The 17,116-nt window shown below is 72.9% G+C and carries 20 protein-coding genes and 4 tRNA genes; 14 read left to right on the forward strand and 10 right to left on the reverse strand.

The window, feature by feature from the left end:
* Positions 1-2: 2 nt before the first annotated feature.
* Together ACIGNX_RS07260 and ACIGNX_RS07265 are read left to right on the forward strand one after the other, a co-directional pair.
* Positions 3-326 (forward strand): hypothetical protein, encoded by a 324-nt coding sequence (locus ACIGNX_RS07260; protein ID WP_396537292.1) that lies wholly within the window; start codon positions 3-5, stop codon positions 324-326.
* Complete coding sequence (locus ACIGNX_RS07265; RefSeq protein WP_396537294.1) at positions 323-655, forward strand: hypothetical protein; 333 nt, start codon at positions 323-325, stop codon at positions 653-655. Before ACIGNX_RS07260 ends, ACIGNX_RS07265 begins: the two co-directional genes overlap by 4 nt.
* Before the next feature lie 297 nt (positions 656-952).
* On the opposite strand, the gene ACIGNX_RS07270 is transcribed toward ACIGNX_RS07265, so the two are convergent.
* Positions 953-1,028: transfer RNA gene (locus tag ACIGNX_RS07270), tRNA-Lys, on the reverse strand.
* Positions 1,029-1,184: 156 nt separating this feature from the next.
* On the opposite strand from ACIGNX_RS07270, the gene ACIGNX_RS07275 reads away from it, so the two are divergent.
* Entirely contained in the window at positions 1,185-2,042 is an 858-nt protein-coding gene (locus ACIGNX_RS07275) for an exodeoxyribonuclease III (RefSeq protein ID WP_396537296.1), read from the forward strand.
* A gap of 76 nt (positions 2,043-2,118) precedes the next feature.
* Complete coding sequence (locus tag ACIGNX_RS07280) at positions 2,119-3,342, forward strand: hypothetical protein (RefSeq protein ID WP_396537298.1); 1,224 nt, start codon at positions 2,119-2,121, stop codon at positions 3,340-3,342.
* Positions 3,343-3,357: 15 nt separating this feature from the next.
* Here the strand turns inward: ACIGNX_RS07280 and ACIGNX_RS07285 are convergent, their stop codons facing one another.
* Positions 3,358-3,888: an excalibur calcium-binding domain-containing protein gene (locus tag ACIGNX_RS07285; protein ID WP_396537300.1), complete on the reverse strand. Its 531-nt coding sequence runs from the start codon at positions 3,886-3,888 to the stop codon at positions 3,358-3,360.
* Between the two features lie 128 nt (positions 3,889-4,016).
* On the opposite strand from ACIGNX_RS07285, the gene ACIGNX_RS07290 reads away from it, so the two are divergent.
* The 3 genes from ACIGNX_RS07290 (at position 4,017) to ACIGNX_RS07300 (ending at position 6,263) form a co-directional block, all read left to right on the forward strand.
* Positions 4,017-4,856, forward strand: a complete 840-nt coding sequence (locus tag ACIGNX_RS07290) for an oxygenase MpaB family protein (RefSeq protein WP_396537304.1) — start codon at positions 4,017-4,019, stop codon at positions 4,854-4,856.
* Between the two features lie 163 nt (positions 4,857-5,019).
* Positions 5,020-5,847 (forward strand): glutamate ABC transporter substrate-binding protein, encoded by an 828-nt coding sequence (locus tag ACIGNX_RS07295; RefSeq protein ID WP_396537306.1) that lies wholly within the window; start codon positions 5,020-5,022, stop codon positions 5,845-5,847.
* A 212-nt stretch (positions 5,848-6,059) separates the two neighbouring features.
* On the forward strand, positions 6,060-6,263 hold the full coding sequence (locus ACIGNX_RS07300; RefSeq protein ID WP_015105489.1) for a cold-shock protein: 204 nt from the start codon (positions 6,060-6,062) through the stop codon (positions 6,261-6,263).
* 117 nt (positions 6,264-6,380) lie between these two features.
* On the opposite strand, the gene ACIGNX_RS07305 is transcribed toward ACIGNX_RS07300, so the two are convergent.
* Positions 6,381-6,683, reverse strand: coding sequence for a hypothetical protein (locus ACIGNX_RS07305; RefSeq protein ID WP_396537308.1), 303 nt, complete (start codon positions 6,681-6,683; stop codon positions 6,381-6,383).
* A gap of 230 nt (positions 6,684-6,913) precedes the next feature.
* The gene (locus tag ACIGNX_RS07310; RefSeq protein WP_396537310.1) at positions 6,914-7,126 is read right to left on the reverse strand and encodes a hypothetical protein; all 213 of its coding nucleotides are present in this window, start codon (positions 7,124-7,126) and stop codon (positions 6,914-6,916) included.
* Positions 7,127-7,431: 305 nt separating this feature from the next.
* On the opposite strand from ACIGNX_RS07310, the gene ACIGNX_RS07315 reads away from it, so the two are divergent.
* The 4 genes from ACIGNX_RS07315 (at position 7,432) to ACIGNX_RS07330 (ending at position 8,164) form a co-directional block, all read left to right on the forward strand.
* Complete coding sequence (locus ACIGNX_RS07315) at positions 7,432-7,677, forward strand: hypothetical protein (protein ID WP_073886083.1); 246 nt, start codon at positions 7,432-7,434, stop codon at positions 7,675-7,677.
* Between the two features lie 198 nt (positions 7,678-7,875).
* Positions 7,876-7,948: transfer RNA gene (locus ACIGNX_RS07320), tRNA-Glu, on the forward strand.
* A 29-nt stretch (positions 7,949-7,977) separates the two neighbouring features.
* Positions 7,978-8,051, forward strand: a tRNA-Asp gene (locus ACIGNX_RS07325).
* A gap of 36 nt (positions 8,052-8,087) precedes the next feature.
* Positions 8,088-8,164, forward strand: a tRNA-Phe gene (locus tag ACIGNX_RS07330).
* Positions 8,165-8,205: 41 nt separating this feature from the next.
* Here ACIGNX_RS07330 and ACIGNX_RS07335 read toward each other — a convergent pair.
* Positions 8,206-8,949, reverse strand: coding sequence for a hypothetical protein (locus ACIGNX_RS07335; protein WP_396537312.1), 744 nt, complete (start codon positions 8,947-8,949; stop codon positions 8,206-8,208).
* 65 nt (positions 8,950-9,014) lie between these two features.
* Here ACIGNX_RS07335 and ACIGNX_RS07340 point away from each other — a divergent pair, with 65 nt between their 5' ends.
* Both ACIGNX_RS07340 and ACIGNX_RS07345 read left to right on the forward strand, forming a co-directional pair.
* Positions 9,015-9,227 (forward strand): helix-turn-helix domain-containing protein, encoded by a 213-nt coding sequence (locus ACIGNX_RS07340; protein WP_077010893.1) that lies wholly within the window; start codon positions 9,015-9,017, stop codon positions 9,225-9,227.
* On the forward strand, positions 9,224-9,751 hold the full coding sequence (locus ACIGNX_RS07345) for a Clp protease N-terminal domain-containing protein (RefSeq protein WP_396537314.1): 528 nt from the start codon (positions 9,224-9,226) through the stop codon (positions 9,749-9,751). Before ACIGNX_RS07340 ends, ACIGNX_RS07345 begins: the two co-directional genes overlap by 4 nt.
* Here the strand turns inward: ACIGNX_RS07345 and ACIGNX_RS07350 are convergent.
* On the reverse strand, positions 9,729-10,358 hold the full coding sequence (locus ACIGNX_RS07350) for a YitT family protein (protein WP_396537316.1): 630 nt from the start codon (positions 10,356-10,358) through the stop codon (positions 9,729-9,731). The two genes, ACIGNX_RS07345 and ACIGNX_RS07350, sit on opposite strands and share 23 nt — an antisense overlap.
* A 61-nt stretch (positions 10,359-10,419) precedes the next feature.
* Here ACIGNX_RS07350 and ACIGNX_RS07355 point away from each other — a divergent pair, with 61 nt between their 5' ends.
* A complete protein-coding gene (locus ACIGNX_RS07355; protein ID WP_396537318.1) occupies positions 10,420-11,883 on the forward strand; it encodes a PLP-dependent aminotransferase family protein in 1,464 nt (487 codons plus the stop codon).
* A 592-nt stretch (positions 11,884-12,475) separates the two neighbouring features.
* Here the strand turns inward: ACIGNX_RS07355 and ACIGNX_RS07360 are convergent.
* From ACIGNX_RS07360 to ACIGNX_RS07375, 4 genes are all read right to left on the reverse strand, one after another.
* The gene (locus tag ACIGNX_RS07360; protein ID WP_396537320.1) at positions 12,476-13,462 is read right to left on the reverse strand and encodes a hypothetical protein; all 987 of its coding nucleotides are present in this window, start codon (positions 13,460-13,462) and stop codon (positions 12,476-12,478) included.
* 316 nt (positions 13,463-13,778) lie between these two features.
* On the reverse strand, positions 13,779-14,231 hold the full coding sequence (locus tag ACIGNX_RS07365; RefSeq protein WP_396537322.1) for a hypothetical protein: 453 nt from the start codon (positions 14,229-14,231) through the stop codon (positions 13,779-13,781).
* Positions 14,228-14,770 carry an RNA polymerase sigma factor gene (locus ACIGNX_RS07370; RefSeq protein WP_396537324.1) on the reverse strand — a complete coding sequence of 181 codons (543 nt, stop codon included), beginning with the start codon at positions 14,768-14,770 and terminating at the stop codon, positions 14,228-14,230. The genes ACIGNX_RS07365 and ACIGNX_RS07370 overlap by 4 nt, the downstream gene beginning before the upstream one ends.
* Before the next feature lie 88 nt (positions 14,771-14,858).
* Positions 14,859-17,090 (reverse strand): FtsX-like permease family protein, encoded by a 2,232-nt coding sequence (locus ACIGNX_RS07375; protein WP_396537326.1) that lies wholly within the window; start codon positions 17,088-17,090, stop codon positions 14,859-14,861.
* Positions 17,091-17,116 lie beyond the last annotated feature (26 nt).

Here is a 17,116-nt window from a genome sequence, read left to right on the forward strand (position 1 = left end):
GGATGTACTTGCTCCTCCAGCCGGAGGAAGACGCGGAGTCGGCGTTGGTGGAACGGGCGCAGGGGCATCCGTCCCTGGTGATTTCGTCCGGTGACGCGCGACTGACGGTGCAGATCGCCGGTCGTGAGGGTGGGGCGCAGCTCGCGATCAGCTTCGCGCGTGAGCTGGCCGAGTCGGCCGCGCGGTTCGCCGACCGCTGCGAGGCACTGACAAGGCTCGCGCCGCTCGACTTCGAGCACTTGAGCGCCCTGGTGGGCACGACGCCCGACGAAGTGAACGCGCTGACGGTTCCCGCCGGCGACGATGAGAAAGAAGTCGATCGGTGAGCGAGGTCGACGGCTTGAAGCCGTTGTGCGACGAGCCGGAGTTCGCGGCCCTGCTGGAGACGATGGTGTTCGCCTCCGTGCCACGGGTGTTCGCGGTGGTGCAGGAGTTCGGTGAACGACTGGACGGCTGGGTCGCCGGGTGGGGCTTCGCCTTGGAGGACCGCGCGGAGGTCTTCTCGGTTCATGACCGCTCCCGAATGAGTCTGGGCAAGCCGGAGAACGCGCTGCACCTGTTCAGCAGCGAGCGCCACCAGTTGAGGGCGCGGTTGGTCTGGCTGCCCGAGGTCGGCGAGCACCCGAAGTCGAAGGTGGTTACCTGCTCGGCGTAGGCGATGAAGAGCATTGCGCGGGAGCCGCTCATCAGGGTGAGCGGGCTACGAATGGGTGACTTCCCGAACCTCTCGGAGGACGGTCGCCACGCTGCTGGACGATGCCGGTCTGGCGGCGGGGCAGATCGCTCACCTGCCCGGGTGCTTCCTGGCATCGCCGGCGCAGGACGTCGGCGTGGTCACCGGTCATCCGGACGGCGGCCGACGCGCTCGGAGCGGTCATCCGCGTAAGTGAGGAGTGGGATGGGGGCTCTCGGCCATCACCGGCCCCCCGACCCACGCCGTGACCTTCGAGTCTGGTGGGCCGCCAGGGACTCGAACCCTGAACCCGAAGATTAAAAGTCTCCTGCTCTGCCAATTGAGCTAGCAGCCCGTGCTCGACAGCTTACCGACGCCGGCACCCGCGGTGAGCCGGGTGGTGGTGGCGGGGATGTGGGTGCGGTCACGCGGCGGTGGTGGTTGGGGCTCCAGGTGCTGGTCAGGCCCTCGTCGGTGCGTCCCGCCGGTCCGTTCGGACTACCGTGGGCCTGTGCGGGTGGCTACGTGGAACGTGAACTCGGCCAAGCAGCGGGTGCCCCGGCTGTTGCCGTGGCTCGACCAGCGACGGCCCGATGTGGTCTGCCTGCAGGAGACGAAGCTCGCCGACGACGCCTTCACGACGCTCCTCGGTGACGAGCTGGCCGCCCGCGGGTACGAGGTGGCGGTGCACGGGGAGGCCCGGTGGAACGGGGTGGCGATCCTGTCCCGCGTCGGCCTGGACGACGTGGTCCGCGGCCTCGCCGACGAACCCGGCTTCCCCGACCCCGAGGCGCGGGCGGTGGCGGCGACGTGCGGCGGGGTGCGGGTGCACTCCGTCTACGTGCCCAACGGACGCGCGCCCGACTCCGACCACTACCGCTACAAGCTGGCCTGGTTGGCGGCGCTGCGCGACGTGGTGGCGGCGGGCCCCGACGACGTGGTGGTCTGCGGTGACGTCAACATCGCGCCCGCGGACGCCGACGTGTTCGACCCGGCGGCCTACATCGGCCACACGCACGTGACCGCGCCCGAGCGCGAGGCGCTGGCGGCGTTGCAGGCGCTCGGGCTCCGCGACGTGGTGCGCGACCGGTGGCCCGACGAACGGGTCTTCACCTACTGGGACTACCGCGCCGGCATGTTCCACCAGGACCTCGGCATGCGCATCGACCTCGTGCTGGCGTCCACGCCGGTGGCCGCACGGGTCGAGGCCGCGTGGGTCGACCGCCACGCGCGCAAGGGCACCGGACCCAGCGACCACGCCCCGGTGGTCGTCGACCTGGACGAGGCACCCGACGGCGACATCGGCCCGGTCGTGCCGCCGCCCTCCGCGCCCCGCCGCCGCAAGTCCGTGAAGCTGCCGCAGTCCTGACCCGCCGACGGGTGTTCGGGCGCCGGCCGTTCCGCCATCATGTGCGCCGACCCACGACCCCGGAGGAGCGGCGACGGTGACCGATCACGTGACGCAGGCGTACCTGGACGACGAGAGCCTGCACGGGGTGATGGGGCGGCTGGACCTGCCGCCCGCCCTGCGCGCCGCCTACGGCCACCGGCTGGTCGACCGGCCGTTCTTCCTGGACGAGCCCACCGCGCACGACGTCGCCGCGGACCTCCTGGACTTCTTCCGGCTCCTCTTCTCCTTACCCGGCAGGATGTTCGGCGGCAGCTTCACGCGGTTCGCCGAAGCCCTGGGCATCCCGCCCGCCGAGGCCGCGCTCATGAGCGCCGACCGGCCGCCGATGCACGGCCGCGCGGACATCTACCGGGTCGGCGACCGGTTCCGGCTGCTGGAGGTCAACGCGGGCTCCCAGCTCGGCGGCCCGGACCTGGGCGAGCTGTCCCGGGTCATCCACGAGGACCCCGGTTTCCAGCCGTTCGTCCGCGAGCACGACCTCGGCTACGTCCACCCGCTCGAGAAGCTGCTCGACGCCGTCGGCCGCGACCGCACCATCGCCTTCCTCGAGGAGGGCGGGATGCTGACCAGGTTCGCCAAGGGGTTCGAGAGCTTCCGGGAGACCTGCGCCAGGTTGGGCGCGGACGTGCTGCTGGGCGAGCTGCACGAGCTGACCGAGCGCAACGGCCACCTCCACCTGCGCGGCACGAAGCTGGACGTGGTGGTGCGCTACTTCTCGGCCACCCAGGCCGTCGGCTACGCGGAGATCCTCACCAAGGGGCACAAGACGGAGCTGTACACGCCGCTGTCCAGTTACTACTACGGCAGCAAGTCGACGATCGCGCTGCTGTCCGAGCACCGCGAAGTCCTGGACGACGACGAGAAGGCGTTGGTGGACCGGCTGGTGCCCTGGACCCGGTACCTGCGGGACGTGCCGCGCGACCGGCTGCGCGCCGACCGCGAGGAGCTGATCCTCAAGGCGGCGGGCGGGTTCGCCGGCGCCGGCGTGCACCCCGGGTGGCTGATGACCGACCGCGAGTGGGCCGAGCTGCTCGACGACGTCGCCGGCCGGCCGTACGTCGTGCAGGAACGCGTGCGGCCCACGCCCGACGTGGTGCCCGGCGACGACCGGCCGTGGGTGACCACCTGGGGCTGGTTCGTGACCGACCAGGGGTTCGCGGGCATGAGCATCCGGGCGATGCCGTTCGCCGACGGGGCCGTGGTGAGCTACGCGGGCAACCCGTTCACGCGGGTCTCCGGCCTGCTCCTGCACCCGTAGCAGGCCGACGGGCGGTCAGTCCGAGCGCTCGCAGGCGATGCCGTCCCGGTCGCGGTCCAGCTTGTGGTGGTCCGGGCCGACCACCTCGATCCGCGTGGTGCCCTGCTCGTGCAGCCACTGGCAGAACCTCTTGACCCCGCGCGGGAACCGCCACGGCACGCACGGCCCGTGGGTCCGGTACGAGGGGTCGCAGTTGTCGTGCCACGGCGGCCGGTGGGAGGTCGTGGTCGTCGGCGGGCTGGACGGAGTGGGCGGCTGGGTGGTCGTCGGCACGGTGATCGCGGTGCTGGTGGTGGTAGTGGTGGTGATCGGCGGCACGGGCCGTTCCTCGATCGGCGCCACCACCACCGGCGCCGCCGTCGGCCGCGCGATCTCCAACGTGGTGGTGTAGGTGGCGCTCAGCACGCCCGGCCCGATCGGGCTCACCTGCACCTGCCGCACCTCCACCGGCCGCGGCCCGTTCGCGGTCAGCGACAGCGCCACCACCGCGCCGGTCGCCAGCGACAGCGCCACTGCGGCGAAGGCGACACTCCTGCCACTGCTCATCCCAGCACCCGCTCCGAGGCTCCAAGGTGTCACGTGGAATCGTTCAAGCCGCCGAAGGCGTTACGTTCCAGCCCATCCCGGCACCTCGGAAGGGTGACGCGAACCGCACCACATGACACGATCAGGTGGTGGACGTGGGCTTGCTCGGACCGGGAACGGTGACCTGGCAGCTGCACGCCGACCCCGCCATGTGGGTCGCCGGCATCTGCAGCCTCTACCTCCAGTCGCTGCACACGCGCGCCGTCGCCGCCGTCGTGCAGAACTCCAGCTTCCAGCGGGACCCGTTGGGACGCCTCAAGCGCACCGCCGACTTCGTCGGCACGGTCAGCTACGGCACGACCGAAGAGGTCCGCCGCGCCGCCGCCCGGGTCCGCGGCGTGCACCGCTCCCTGCGCGCCACGGACGAGGCCGGCCGCAGCTTCCGCGTCGACGACCCCGAACTGCTGCTGTGGGTGCACTGCGCCGAGGTGCACAGCTTCCTCACCGTGCTGCGCCGCGCCGGCTACCGCCTCACCGACGCCCAGGTCGACCGCTACTACGCCGAGCAGCGCCGCACCGCCGCCCTGGTCGGCCTGCACGAGGACGAGGTGCCCGGCAGCGCCGCCGAGGTGGCCGACTACTTCGCCGCCGTGCTGCCGGACCTCAAGCGCACCGAGGACTCCGAAGTGGTGTACCGGTTCCTGCACCGCCCGCCCGTGGACGGCGTGCTGCGACTCGGCCTGGACGCCTACGAACCCCTGCTCGGCCACCTGGCGTACTCCGTGCAACCGGAGTGGGCCATCGCGCTGCACGGCCACCGCCCGTACCCCGAACCCGCCGCCACCGCCCTGCTGCGCGCCGCGCGCGCCGCCGCGCTGCTGGTGCCCGCGCCGATCCGCTGGGGCCTGCCGGAAGGCCACGTGAACAAGGCGATACGACGACTCGGCCTGCGGGTTGCGCCCCGGCGAGCACTCCTGCCGTCCGCCTAGGCCGTCGGCCGGCTCACAGCCGGCATTGCTCCGAACGGCCCAGCGACGGGCGCCACTGCGACCTTTATCGCATCTGGAGAAACGCTCGGTTTGCTTAGCATGGCCAACGTCCGGCGCGTCGATCCGCGCCGCGTTCCCGAGCACCCCGAGAGGTTCGCCCCTCATGCTGTTCCGACGACTGCTGCCCGCGACCGCGGTGGCCGCGGCACTGTCCCTGATCGCCGCGTGCGGCGGCGCGAGCGACGACACCCTCGCCGGCAAGGCCGAGGACGGCAAGCTCACCATCGGCATCCGGTTCGACCAACCGGGCCTGGGCCAGCGGCGGCTCGACGGCAAGTACGTCGGCTTCGACGTCGACGTGGCCAAGTACGTGGCCGCCCAGTTCGGCGTCCGGGAAAGCGGCATCACGTGGCGCGAAGCGCGCTCCGCCGACCGCGAGAAGCTCATCGCCTCCGGTGACGTCGACTTCGTCGTCGCCACCTACTCGATCACCGACAAGCGCAAGGAGCAGGTGTCCTTCGCGGGCCCCTACTTCGAGACCGGCCAGGGGCTCCTCGTCCGCTACACCGACGACGAGGTCAAGGGCCCCGAGACCCTCAACGGCAAGCGGCTGTGCTCGGTCAGCGGCTCGACGTCCGCGCAGAAGGTCAAGGACCAGTTCGCCCGGGACGTGCGGCTCGTGGAGTACGGCCAGTACTCCGACTGCGTCGTCGCCCTCCTCGCGGGCAACGTCGACGCGGTGACCACCGACGAGGTGATCCTCGCCGGGTACGTGGCCGAGAACCCCGAACTGCTCAAGCTCGTCGGCGCCCCGTTCACCACCGAGCGCTACGGCATCGGCCTCGCCAAGGACGACGCGAAGGGCAGGGCCGAGGTCAGCGCCGCCATCGAGAAGATGGTCTCCTCCGGCGAGTGGCGGTCGGCGCTGGAGCGCAACATCGGCCAGGCCGACGTGCGGCTGCCGGAACCACCCAAGGTGACCGAGAAGTAGCTGTCCGGTGGACCAATGACTTCGGGGGTGTAGTGCTGGGCGTCACCAACCGATACGCTCAGCCACGCAGGCCGTGGTTTCTGTGTTCGTGTCTCACGCTCGCGGAACGACACGCGGGCGTGCCGTCCCCACCCCAGCGGTGGGGGAAACGCCCCGGGACGGCCGGGGCTGCACGGTGCAGCCCCAAGCTTTCCTGCGATGGAGGCAGGTACATGGCACTGGGCACTGTCAAGTGGTTCAACTCCGAGAAGGGCTTCGGCTTCATCGCCCAGGAGAACGGCGGGCCGGACGTCTTCGTGCACTACTCGGAGATCCAGGGCCAGGGGTTCCGCACCCTGGAGGAGAACCAGCGGGTCGAGTTCGAGATCGGCCAGGGCACCAAGGGTCCGCAGGCCCAGAACGTGCGCAAGGTCTGATCACCCCACCGGAGTCTCAACGCTGACGACGCAGACCCCCCGAACCGCGACGGGTTCGGGGGGTCTGCTCGTGTCGGGGTCCGCCGGGGTGGCCGGGCGGACGGGTAACCGCGCGGACTAGTACCCGCGCTGGCGGGCCTCCCACTCCAGCCGCTGCATGACCCACTCCGTGGCCAGCGCCTGCGGCGAGGTCTGCCGCTCCGCGGCCAGTTCCTTCAGCTGCTCGTTCGCCACGAGCTGCAGGCGCAGCTGGTACACCTGCGCGTTGCCGAAGCTCGTCCCGGCCGTCGTCTCCGCGTCCGTCTCCGGGGCGAGGGCCGCCAGGTACGACTCCAGCTCCTCGTCGGGCAGGGCTCCGTCGAGTTCGCTCTGGGGCGGGCGATGCCGGCCGGACTTGCGTCCAAGGGATCCAAGAGGCACGGCGGACACGATAACGGTTGCGTTGCGGACCCGGGTGAACTGTGGTCCCGCTCACAGCGGTGTGCATGGAGAGGCCCCCGCGCCAGGGGGAGGAACGCGGGGGCCGGAGGGGATCTCCACAGGCGCTGACCGGGGGTGTGTCAGCAATTCGGATTGTTGCACGCGCACGTGGGCCTGGGGAGTGGGTTGACCCGAAATCTTCAGGTGCCCGACGGTTGACGCCGCCGGCCCTACCCCCTCGGCGGGTCGATCCCGGCGCCGTCCGACGGCGGTTCGAGGTTGGTGATCTCGCCCTCCAACCGCTGCACCAGCTCCTCCAGGCCGGCGAGCATCCCGTCCAACTGGCTCATCTTGTCGCTCATCAGCCGGTCGATGTCCGCCTCGATGGCCGACAGCGACAGGCTGCCGAACAGCTCCTGCGGGTCCGCCGACTGCCCGGGCACCCCGGCCGCCCCCTGATCGGTGGCTCCCTGATCGGTGGCTCCCGGATCGGTGGTCCCCGGTTCACCCGCCCGTGGCGGTGTGGCGGTCGCGTCGTCCGACGGCGCTGGTTCCGGCGTCTGCCCCGGTACCGGTTCGGTCATGGGTTGCACCCTCCTCGTTCGCGTCAAGCACATCACGCGCCGCTTGACACCAAGTGGCCCACACGGAAAGTGACGCAGCGTTGCTCCTGAATCACTCTCCGGGGGGCTGCGGTGGTTCGACGGGCTCGCTTAGCCTCGCGCCAACCTCAAGTCGGGGAGGCGTCATGAGCGGGTCCCTTGAAGTGCGTCAGTTCCTGTGGAACCAGGACGACACGATGTCCAGGCCGGGCGGCGGTGGGGTGCCGGCCCAGCGAACCGGTGAGCCGTCGCGGATCTCGGACGAGCAGGTGCACCGGGCTCGGCTGTCGGTGGCACGCGGTGCCACCAGCGCCGAGGACTGCCGGTTGCTGCTCGACATGCTCGGGCTGTCGCCGGGCGAGGACGGGGGCGTGCCGCCCGTGCAGCGGTAGGACGCCGTCGCGACGCCCCCGGGACCCGTTCCCGGGGGCGTCGTCGTCACCGGCGCGGGGTGGAATCGCAGGTCAACACCGTGTGCCACCCCCGTTTTGGAAGTGTGGTGCCCTGTGCCCTATGCTTACGATGCTTCCACCGGACAGCGTGGAGGGCCTGGGAAAGAAGGTGGCCCAAGGGCTGCTGGAGGAAACCAGGTCCCCATCGTCTAGCGGCCTAGGACCCCGCCCTTTCAAGGCGGTAGCGCGGGTTCGAATCCCGTTGGGGGCACGCGGTACAGTAAGATCGGAAGTGAGCAAGGCCCAGTGGCGCAGTTGGTTAGCGCGTCGCCCTGTCACGGCGAAGGTCGCGGGTTCGAGTCCCGTCTGGGTCGCAAGGCAGTTCGGCCAGGTTGGTCGAGCCGCTACCCGGCCAGGTAGCTCAGTTGGTACGAGCGACCGCCTGAAAAGCGGTAGGTCGGCGGTTCGACCCCGCCCCTGGCCACCATCGCTCGGAAAAGCCCCTCGGATCACTCCGCGGGGCTTTTCTCATTTCCCGGCCGAAAATCGGATGACCGCCAACGCCTGGTCGTCGTGCACTTTCACGCGCCGCCACTTCGTGCGATCCGCGTCACCCGCTTCCGCCGCGCGGATCTCGTCCAGCACCGCGTCCGGTCCCTTTTCCGACGTGATCCGCAGCACGGCGCGCCAGTCCGCGAACAAGCCGTAGTCGTCCACACCGCAGGACACCCCGTCGGTCGCCATCAGCACCGCGCGGACCCGCTCCCGGGGGAAGCTCGCCCGCACCGCCCGGTGGGCGGCGGCCGGGTCGGCCTCGGCCACCCACCAACCGCCCTCCCGGTTGCGCCAGTCGGTGATCGGCTCGACCTCGCCGCGCAGGTCCCGCAGCCGGTGGTCGGCGACGACCTCCACGCCCGCGTCGGTGAACACGACGACCGGGCTGTCCGCGAGCACGAGCACGTCCACGGCGGTGTCGGTCCAGCGCGTGATCGCGACCGTGCTGGAGGGCGAGTCGCCCGGGGTCAGGTCGTGCGCGACGGCCAGGCGGGCGATCGCGGCGGCCAGGTCGTCGGCCAGGTCGCCGTCGAGCCGGGTCAGCTGCTCGGCCAGGTGCCACGAGTGCCAGCCGCCGTCCCGTTCCCGCGGGGTCGGCGAGGTGGCGCCGTCCAGCAGCACCACGGCGTTCGGCAGGACGACGATCCGGTCCTCGGTGGGGCGCGGCAGGCCGTCGCGGCCGACCCCGGCCCGTTCGGCGGTGGTGATCTCCGGCATCACGGCCGAGCCTAGTGTGTCAACCACGGTTGACAATTCGGCCCGTGTCAACCAAAGTTGACGTCATGACGGAAGCGACGGAGCTCGCCTCGGCGGCGGGCGACCAGGACCCCAGGGTCGGGCTGCGAGCGGTGAGCGCGCTGCGCCGGCTGCTGGAAACACTCGAAGCCGTGCAGGTGCGCAACGCCCGCGCCCGCGGCTGGTCGTGGCAGGAGATCGCGGCAGAGCTCGGGGTCACCCGACAGGCCGTCCACAAGAAGCACGGGGGAGACCGATGATCGGGGAACGGTTCACCAGGGCCGCCCGCCAGACCGTCCACGACGCCGCCGTCCAGGCCGAACGCCTCGACGCGACCGGGATCGGGCCGGAACACCTGGCGCTCGCGCTGCTCGACGCGCCCGTCCTCGCCGAGTTCCGGCTCGAACGCGACGAGGTCGTCGACGCGTTCGCCGCCGCCCGGCGCAAGGGCGGCCTCAGCGACGCCGACACCGAAGCGCTGCGCCGGCTCGGCATCGACGTCGACGAGATCGTGGCCTCGGTCGAGCGCACCCACGGCGAAGGCGCGCTGGCGCTCGCACCCACCCGGCGTCGCCGCCGGTTCTTCGGCACCCACCTGCCGTTCACCGCGGCGGCGAAGAAGACGCTGGTGCGCAGCCTCGTGGAAGCCCGCGACCTCGGCCACCGCGCGCTCCGCCAGGAGCACCTGCTGCTGGCGCTGCTGGCGGAGCCCGGGCTGGTGTCCGAGGTGCTGGGGGCGCGGGGCGTGAACTACGTCGAGGTCAGGCGGCGGGTCGTGCACTGACCCAGGTGACCAGGGGGAGGAACGCCTGGGTCAGCGGGCCGATGGTGACGGCGTACAGGACGGTGCCCACGCCGATCGTGCCGCCGAGCAACCAGCCGACCGCGAGCACGGTCACCTCCACCACCGTGCGCACCAGGCGCAACGAGGTCCCGGTCCGCGCGCAGAACCCGGTCGTCAGACCATCGCGCGGGCCGGGACCCAGCCGGGCGCCGATGTAGACGGCGGCGGCCAGGCCGTTCAGCACGATGCCGGCGGTGAGGAAGAGGATGCGCGGCAGCAGGCCGGCCGGCGTCGGCAGCAGGGCCAGCGTGACGTCCACGGCCAGGCCGATGACGACGACGTTGCTGATCGTGCCGACGCCCGGCCGCTGCCGCAGCGGGATCCAGCAGAGCAGGACCACGACGCCGACCAGCGCCGTGATCGTGCCGAAGGACAGGCCGGTGATCTTCGTCAGGCCCTCGTGCAGCACGTCCCACGGGTCGAGGCCGAGGGTGGCGCGGATCTGCAGCGCCATGCTCGCGCCGTAGAGCCAGAGGCCCGCGAAGAGCTGCGGGAGGCGGCGGACGGGCGAGACGGTGACCGGGACCTGGGTGAGCGCGGCGAGCATGTGGCCATCCTTCGCCGCGATTGGCCTTGTATTCCAGATCCAATTCACAATAATTGGCTATATGAACTCCGATGTCCCACCAGGTGGACGCATATCCGGCTTCCGCCTGGCCCGACTCCTCGGCGAGTGGCGTCGCCGTGGCGCACGTCACGGCTCGACCGACCTCGCGGCGGCCATCCGGATGCTCGTGCTCGACGGCCGGCTGCCCGCCGGGACGCGGTTGCCCGCCGAGCGGGAGCTGGCCGAGGTGCTGCCGGTGAGCCGCACGATGATCACGGCGGCGCTGGACCAGCTCCGGTCGGAGGGGCTCGTCGCGAGCCGGCGCGGCGCGGGGACGTGGATCAGCCTGCCGACCGCGAGCCTCGGCGTCGTCCCGGACACCCCGCTGGTGGGGCACAGCATGGTCGACTTCGCCCGCGCTGCGCCGCCCGCGCTGCCGGGTGTGTTGGCGGCGTTCGACCAGGTCAGGCGGTACCTGCCGGAGCACCTGGCCGACCACGGGTACTACGAGCACGGCCTGCCCGAGCTGCGGCGGCGCATCGCGGACCGGTACGCGGCGCGCGGGCTGCCGACGTCACCGGACCAGATCGTGGTGACGAGCGGCGCGCAGCACGCCCTCGCGCTGACCCTCCGCCTGTTCACCGGACCGGGTGACCGCGTGCTGGTGGAGCAGCCGAGCTACCCGAACGCGCTGGACGCGATCAAGGCCGTGTCCGCGATCCCGGTGCCGGTCGCGATGACCGACACCGGCTGGGACCTGCCCGGCATCGCCGCCGCCCTGCGCCAGGCCGCACCGCGCATGGCGTACCTGGTCGTGGACTTCCACAACCCCACCGCCCACCGCCTCGACGCCGAGGGCCGCGCCGAACTGGCCGACACGGCCCGCCGCGCCCGCACCCCGCTGGTCATCGACGAGACCGTGGCCGAACTGGACCTGGACGGCGACCCGCTCGACGGCCCACCGCCGATGGCCGCGTTCGCCGAGGACCTGGTCGTCACGCTGGGCTCGGCCAGCAAGTCCCACTGGGGCGGCCTGCGCGTCGGCTGGATCCGCGCGACACCCGAGATCGTCCACCGCCTGATCTCCACCCGCACCGCGCTCGACCTGGGTTCCGCGGTGGTCGAGCAGCTGGTGCTGGCCGAACTCCTGGCCGACCCCGAACCCGCGCTGCGCGAACGGCGGGCCCAACTGGCGGCGCAGCGCGACGTGCTCATGGACGGCCTGCGCGAACACTGCCCGACCTGGCGCTTCCGCCGCCCGGAGGGCGGGCTGAGCGTGTGGTGCGAGCTGGACGCCCCGGTGAGCACCCGCATCGCCGTCGTCGCCCAGAACCACGGCATCCGCCTCGCCCCGGGCTCGCGCTTCGGCGCGCACGGGGGCTTCGAACGGCGGCTGCGCCTGCCGTACGTCCAGCCGCCGGACGTCCTGCGCGACGCCGTCCGCCGCCTGGGCCTGGTCGCCGCCTCCGTCACGGGCACCGCCGCCCCGACCGACTCCGACGACCTGGCCGTGCCGGTGGCCTGACGCCCACCTGCCCACCTGCCTGCCTGCCGAGCGGTGCGGACCTGCCGAGCGGTGCGGATCGGAACCGATCGTGGTGTGCGGGCGGTGGTGGCCGGGTGGCGTCTTGTTCGGCGAGCCGCGTTGGAGTGGTGCGCGCGCCGGCGGCCGGGTCGAGGGCTGAGGGCGGCGGGGGCCAGTGGCGGGGCAGGGTGAGAGGCGGGGCGGGGTGAGGGGGGAGGGGTGGTGGTTGGCGGGGGTCCTCATGGTTTTAACCGAGGGCCGGTAACAGTGTTTCCGTACATTTTCGGGCGATGATCACTCGATCGTGTCAGCCGGCCGTCGGGTTCCGGCGCAGCCCCTCGTTGGGCCGGAGCCCGACGGCGGGTCGTGGGCCTGCGGCGGGGACGCTCCAGGGAGTGGCGTCCCCTGCCGCAGGTTCCCCGTGCGGTCCCTTCGGCGCGGGGGCAGCGCGACGACGGGACCGTGCCCGTTCCTGCCAGGGCGCGGTTGGCAGGACGGGAGCCTGGGTTCGAGCAGCGAGGAGTGGGAGAAGACGACTGGTCAGGACATCGGTGGGCGCGTGTGCTCAGGGCACACTGGTCCCCCTCTGACCTCAGTCGGGTGACGTGCTCGGCAGGCCCGGGACGCTGCCCGGTGACCGGCCGTCGTCCCGCCGCTCGGCGGACCACGCCGCCGACGGGAGGAGGTTCGCCTGATCCGCGAGGGACGCGACCACGTTGTTGCCGCCGCGGTGGCCGCTGCCGCTGTCCGCGCTACCCGAGGACGCCGTGGGCGCGCTCGGGGTCGGGACCTGCTTCGGCGCGGGGGCGGGGGCGCTCGGGGCCGGTGCTTCCCAGGTCACCTCGGCGTCCGGGGTGACCTGGGTGGTGGCCTGCACCGGTTCGGTGGTCGGCGCGGCCGGCCGCACGTCCGCGCGCACCGGTCCGCTCACGACCTCGGCCGACGGCTCGGCGGCCGCGGCCACGGCCTGCTCAGCCGCTTCGAGGGCGGCGGCCTTGGCCGCCACCTTCGCCTCGTACAGCGGGGCCGGCATGGTGTTCGACGCCTCGCCGGAGCGGCTGTAGCCGTTCGCCGACCCGCCCGAGTAGCCGAACCCGTCCTCCTCGGCGGCCGGTGCCGCGACCGGTGCGCTCGAGGTGACGACGGGCAGGGTGGCGGCGTCGAACCCGGAGGACTCGAACGCCACCGCGGCGAACGTCGCCACGTCGAAAGCGGACGCGTCGAAGGCCGACGCATCGAGGGCCGCCGCGTCGAGGGCCGCCGGCTCGAAAGCGGGTAGCACGGGCTCGGGAGCGACCGTGGCCACCGGCGGCACCACGCGTGCCGGCTCGATGCGCTGGGGCGCGAGCCGGTCGAGGGTCGTGCGGCGCGCGTCGGCGGGCAGGTGCCGGAAGTCCGCCGACTCCGGCCCGAACACCACCGTCACCGCGTCGGGCGGAGTGACCGCCTCGTCCGAGTGATCCTCGTCCGCGGCCGCCGCCCCCGTGCACACCAACCACGCCGCCGCCGCGAACCCACTGACGGCCAGTGCCCGGAGCAGCAGCGACCCACCGCGGCGCACCGCCTGGGTTGTTGCCACCGTGGATCACCACCGTTCCGTAGCAAGGTGAACGGGACGGACCGTTCGGGTCGACGTTCTGCTATGTCTAGCACTGGTAACCGCGGTTTCGGACGTTCTCCGCCCGAAACCGCTCGGAAGGGCGGTGCGGTGCGGCTGTCCGTGTTCGCCCACCACCTCCCGACCACCGTCCGTCGTGCCACCTGACCGGGCGATGTCCGGTGTGGACATCCGTGCGGCCCCGTTGACCGGCCTTTTCACCGGCCCACTTCGTTCCCCTTTTCGGGTGTCACCCGATCGTGAAAATTGCCACTGTCCACACCGAACACCCGCTCGGTCAGGCGACGAACCACGGCGTCGCCCGCTCCCGCCCCGCGCCCCGCACCACGAACCGCACCGGCCCGAACGGCACCCGCCCGACGCGGAACCGCCCCGTACCGTCGACCGCCGACGCCACCTCCCCGCCCGGCCACCGCGCGAGCACCAGCGCCCCCGCCCGGACGAACCCGGCCACGCCCAGGCCACCGGCCACCGGGTCGAGCCGGACATCCAGCCCGTCGAACGCCAGCCGCCGCGGCGCGGCCGGGCCGGCTCGCCCGACACCGGTGTGCACCGAACCGGCGTGCACCGAATCGGACAGCAACGGCAGCTCGACGGCGTCGCTGCGCTCCACCAACGCGGCCCGCGCCCGCACGACCACGGCCGCGGGCGTCGGGTCGAGGGCCTCCACCAGCGCCGCCAGCGCGTCGAGCAGCCCGCGGTCGGTGCACCGCACCCCGGTGGCGGTCATCGCGCGACCCCCGAACCGGCGAGCCTGCGCCGCAGCACGGCCAGGCACCGCCCGCGGGTGGCCCCGAGGCTGTTCACCGGGATGCCGACCGCCTCGGCGACCTGCGAGAACGACAGCTCCGGCGCGAACGCGGCCAGCCGCAGGATCTCCCGGCACCGGTCGGTCAACGTCGCGTAGGCCCGCCACAGCCCGGCGTCACGCGCCAGCGCCTCCTCCTCGGGCGTCGGCGCGGTGTCGGCCGCCTCCCACGCGTCCAGCGGCACCTCCCGCCCGCGCAGCCGCAGCACGGTCAGCGCCTCGCGCCGGGTCGTCGTGACCAGCCACGCGCCCAGCCGCTCGGGCCGCCGTATCCGGGCGAGGTTCTCGGCCAGCGCCAGCCAGGTGGCCTGGCAGACGTCGGCCGCGTCCTGCGGGTCGAGCCGGTGCGAGCGCGGCACCGCCCACACCAGCCGCGCGTACCGGCGGACGATCTCGTGCCACGCGGCGGTGTCGCCGCGGCGGGCGAGGAGCAGCAGCTCCGTGGTGTCCCGTTCCTGCATGCTCCTCAAGAGCACCGGTTCTGACCTGGGGATACCCGCTCCGCACGATGGTGTGGTGGAGGGAACCGGTGATCGTCGGCGTGCGTCGCTACTCGGTTCGCAGGGAGGACGGCCGGATCGCCGAGCGCAGCGCGGGCAGCGTGCACAGCGAGACGACGGCGACGACGACGGCCGCGGCGGTGACCGTGGTGGCGATCTCGGTCCAGTCGACCCGGAACCGCCCGGCGGGCGCGACGAGCCACGCGGTGCCCAGGCCGATCGGGATGGCCAGCGCGATGCCCAGGGCCGCGGGGATCGCCGACTGCCACAGCGCCGAGAGCGCGAGCACCCGCGGCGGCACGCCGTTCGCCGCCAGCACCGCCGCGGGCCTGCGGCGCTCGAAGACCTGGTCCACGGCCGCGGCGGCGAGGCCGATCACCGCCAGCAGGGTCAGCAGCACCGAGCCGCCGATGACGCCGCTGCGCAGGGACGTGAACAGCTCGACCTGCCCGGCCTCGAACGGGCGGCGCAGCGTGACGCCCCGGTCGGCCCGGCCGGTGGCGGCCAGCAGCCGGTCGCCGAACGACTCGTCCGGGTCGCCGCGCACCACCAGCTCCCTCGGCGGCAGGGAGGCGAGCACCGGGTCGCCGCCCCCGGCCACCACCAGGCCCCACAGGTCGGTGTCCACCCTGCGGTGGGGCGGCACGACCCAGTCCTTGCCGTCGATGCGGAGCTTCGGGCCGGGGTCGGGGGTCGAACCGAGCAGGTACGCCGAGCCGTTCACGCAGTCGCGCACGCCGAGGCGTTGCGCGATCTCGACGCAGTCGGTGCTGATGACGGCCACGCCGGGGCCGTTGTGCACGCGCACCTCGCTGACCTGCCGCACGCCGGCGACGAGCGCGATCGCCTCCTCCAGCGGCCGGACGGACGTGTGCTGCGGCACGTCGAGGACCCAGCGGTCGGGGGTGTCCGACGGCGGGGCGGCGGTGTACTGGGCCGCCACGCCCAGCAGGACCTGCAACGTCAACGAACCGGTCAGCACCACCACGACCCCGGACAGCACGCGTGGCGTGCCCGCGTCGAAGCGGAGGGCGCGCAGGGCGAGCAGGGGTGCCACGCCGTCCGGTTCGAGGCGGCGGGCGACCTGGCCGACGAGCCACGGCAGCACCGCGCCCGTGCCCGCGAGCACCAGCGCGATGCCGACGCCGAGCCCGACGGCCAGGCGCGCGTCGGCCATGACCTGCCAGTAGCCGCCGACGGCGGAGACCGCGACGATCAGCGCCGCACCCGCGGCGATCAGCCCGAACCGCCACCACGGCCGGTGCCGGGGCAGTTCGACGGCGCGGGACAGGCCGAGCGGACCGACGTCCTCGGTGCGCAGGGCCAGCAGCGCCGACACCACGGCCACCACCGGCACGCCCACCGCGACCAGCGCGCCCAGCAGCGGGTCGGGCAGCAGGTCGGTCGGGAAGAACCCGACGCCCTCCACCTCGATGAACCGGGTCAGCGGCCGGGCGGCGAAGAACAGCGCCACGCCGACGAACAGCCCGAGCACGGCCCCGGTCAGCGTCTCGCCGCTGGCGATCCAGCGGAGCTGGGCGCGGGACGCGCCGACCAGCCGGATCGCGGCCAACCGCTGCGCGCGGCCGGTCGCGCCGAGGCGGGTGGCGACCAGGACGAAGATGCCGAGCGGGACGAGCAGCGCGCCGATCGCGGCGGCCATCAGCAGCCGGTAGATCGGCGGCAGGGTGTCGGGCGGCCGGTAGCCGCCGAAGCCCGCGGCCGGGTGGGCGGCCTCCCGGTGGGCGTCGGGCAGGCCGGCGTAGAAGATCAGGGACTTGGGCCGCGGCAGGCCCGCGTCGGCGATCACGCCGATCACGGTCTCGGGGAAGCGGGCGCGGACCGAGTCGTCCGAGCGCATGAGGTCGAACAGCTCGGGGGAGACGACCAGCTCGCCGGGCCCGGGGATGCGGCCGACGCCGGGCGGGGCGGGCGCGCCGGGCGCGGTGGCCGCGAGTTCCAGGCCGACGATGAGCCGCCCCTGCCACGAGACGATGACGTACCGCGCGTCGAACGCGGCCGACGACGACGTCCAGTCGGGGGCGGCGGCCTGGACGCGCAGCGCCTTGGCCTCCCGGGCCGGCCCGATGGAGGCGGCCAGCAGCAGCGCGGTGACGCCGAGGCCGACGCCGGCGGCGGTGAGCGCCAACCTGGCCCAGGACGTCCGGCTGCCCCCGACGGCCAGTCGGATGCCCAGGACCAGGTCGGCGACCCACCTCGGGGACCGCCCGGCCGGAGCGCTCCGGGCGGGGACCTGCGGGTGCGGTGGAATGGGGGTCACATCCGTTCAGACGCTTCAGGACGCCG

It is taken from the genome of Actinosynnema sp. NPDC053489 (assembly GCF_044544865.1).
Lineage (GTDB): Bacteria > Actinomycetota > Actinomycetes > Mycobacteriales > Pseudonocardiaceae > Actinosynnema.